Source organism: Methylobacterium sp. D54C, assembly GCF_053345595.1.
The window spans coordinates 1-2470 of the sequence record NZ_JBKFAK010000073.1; the positions used below are offsets into that span (position 1 = coordinate 1).

The window sequence follows — 2470 nt, forward strand, 5'->3', positions numbered from 1 at the left end:
GTAAGCGATGTTCCGACCCCATCTTCTGTGGGGCGATCTGACCGGGCAATTTGACGATCCGCACGAGAGGATCGTTTTGTGTCTCGACTTGACCGTAGACTTGAGCCGGAGGGGACGGTCCGGCGTTTCGAGGTGATCGACGGCGCGGTCGGCCGCAGGCGCTGGAGCGCCGACGACCGGGCCCGGATCCTGGAGGAGACGTTCGTTCCGGGCGCGGTGGTGTCGGTGGTGGCCCGCCGGCACGGGTTGACCCCGCAGCAGCTGTTCACGTGGCGACGCGAGGCGCGCCAGGCCGCCGCCGCGCTGCCGGCTTTCGTGCCGGCGGTGACCGCACCCGAGCCCACGGCGGTGGATCCCGCCCGAGCGGAGCCGCCACGCCGGCGCATCAGACGATCCTCATCGCGCCGCCGCGCGGTGGGGATCGAGGTGGAGGCAGGCGGCATCACGGTGCGGATCGGCGACGGCGCCTCGCCCACTATCATCGCGGCGGTGATCGGTGCGCTGAAGGGCGGCGCGTGATCGGGCCGGCGGGCGCGGTCCGCGTCATGGTAGCGACCCGGCCGGTGGACTTCCGCAAGGGCGCGGACGGCTTGGCGGCGCTGGTGCGCGAGAGCCTGGGCGCCGACCCGTTCAGCGGGGCGGTCTACGTCTTCCGGGCGCGGCGCGCCGACCGGGTCAAGCTCGTCTACTTCGACGGCACCGGCGTGTGCCTGCTGTCGAAGCGGCTGGAGGACGGCAAGTTCTGCTGGCCGGCCGTCACCGACGGGGTGGTGCGGCTGACGGCAGCGCAACTGCAGGCCCTTCTGGAAGGGCTCGATTGGCGGCGCGTGCACGTGGCCCGGCCAACGCGCGCTCCCGTCGCCGTGAGCTGATCCGCCAAGTCGATCACTCTGGCAAAGCCTTGTGATCTATGCTCAAATCGGCTTCGTGAGCGAACCGAGCGCGCGCCTGCCCGATGATCCCGCCGCCCTGAAGGCGATGGTGGCGGCGCGCGAGGCCGAGATTGACCGGCTGCACCAGATCATCAGGGAGCTGCAGCGTCACCGCTTCGGACGGCGTGCCGAGAGCCTGCCCGTCGACCAGTTGCTCCTGGGCCTGGAGGAGGCCGAGCAGATCGAGGCTGAGGGCCTTGCCGAGACCGACGCCGCCGATGCATCGGCCCGCGCGGCCCGCACCCGGCAGCGCCGCGCCAACCGCGGCGCCTTGCCGGCCCACCTGCCGCGCGTCGAACGGATGATCGACGTCGACGACCGCACCTGCCCCTGTTGCCGTGGCGACCTCCACGTCATCGGCGAGGACGTCGCCGAGCGCCTCGACATCGTGCCGGCCCAGTTCCGCGTCGTCGTCACCCGCCGGCCAAAGTATGCCTGCCGGGCATGCGAGGACGTGATCGTGCAGGCCCCCGCACCCGCCCGCCTCGTCGAGGGCGGGATCCCGACCGAGGCGAGCGTGGCTCACGTGCTGGTGTCCAAGTACGCCGACCACCTGCCGCTCTACCGACAGGCCCAAATCTACGCCCGGCAGGGCGTGAACCTCGACCGTTCGACGCTAGCCGACTGGGTGGGCAAGGCGGCCTTCCTGCTGCGCCCGGTCCACGCGCGGCTGTTCGAGAGGCTGAAGGCGTCGGACCGGCTGTTTGCTGACGAGACCACGGCACCGGTGCTCGATCCGGGCCGCGGGCAGACCAAGACCGGCCAGCTGTTCGCCTACGCTCGCGACGACCGGCCCTGGGGCGGCCTCGATCCGCCCGGCGTGGCCTACCTGTACGCGCCCGACCGCAAGGCCGAACACCCGATCCGTCACCTCGCCGGCTTCGAGGGCACGCTGCAGGTCGATGGCTACGCGGGCTACAAGGTCCTGGCTGCGCGCAAGGCTGTGAGCTTGGCCTTCTGCTGGGCGCACGTGCGCCGCCGGTTCTACGAACTGGCCAAGGCTGGCCCGGCGCCGATCGCGACCGAGGCGCTCGCCCGCATCGCCGAACTCTACCGGATCGAGGACGAGATCCGAGGGCGGTCCCCCGACGAGCGGAGGGCCGTGCGTCAGGATCGCAGCCGGCCGGTCGTCGAGGCGCTGGAGCCGTGGCTCACCGCCAAGCTCGGGCTGATCAGCCAGAAGAGCAAGCTCGCCGAGGCGATCCGCTACGCGCTGAGCCGCTGCGCCGGCTTGTCCCTCTTCCTCGACGACGGCCGCGTCGAGATCGACAACAACACCGTCGAGCGGGCGATCCGGCCGTTGGCCCTGACGCGGAAGAACGCGCTGTTTGCCGGCTCGGACGGTGGGGCGGGGCATTGGGCGGTCGTCGCCTCGCTGATCGAGACCTGCAAGCTGAACGGGGTGGAGCCGCAGGCCTACCTGACCGACGTCATCACCCGCATCGTCGCCGGCCATCCGCAGAGCCATATCGACGACTTGCTGCCCTGGGCCTACGCCCCGCAGCCCCTCAAAGCCGTGGCCTGAGAACGACGCTTAC

General features: G+C 71.1%; 3 protein-coding genes. All 3 read left to right on the forward strand.

Annotated elements, in window-relative coordinates:
• The first annotated feature begins 78 nt into the window (after positions 1-78).
• The 3 genes from tnpA (at position 79) to tnpC (ending at position 2457) form a co-directional block, all read left to right on the forward strand.
• Complete coding sequence (tnpA, locus tag ACLBYB_RS32490; RefSeq protein ID WP_447701340.1) at positions 79-519, forward strand: IS66-like element accessory protein TnpA; 441 nt, start codon at positions 79-81, stop codon at positions 517-519.
• The gene (gene tnpB, locus ACLBYB_RS32495; RefSeq protein WP_043759936.1) at positions 516-872 is read left to right on the forward strand and encodes an IS66 family insertion sequence element accessory protein TnpB; all 357 of its coding nucleotides are present in this window, start codon (positions 516-518) and stop codon (positions 870-872) included. Before tnpA ends, tnpB begins: the two co-directional genes overlap by 4 nt.
• 106 nt (positions 873-978) lie before the next feature.
• Positions 979-2457, forward strand: coding sequence for an IS66 family transposase (gene tnpC / locus ACLBYB_RS32500; protein WP_447701341.1), 1479 nt, complete (start codon positions 979-981; stop codon positions 2455-2457).
• Positions 2458-2470 lie beyond the last annotated feature (13 nt).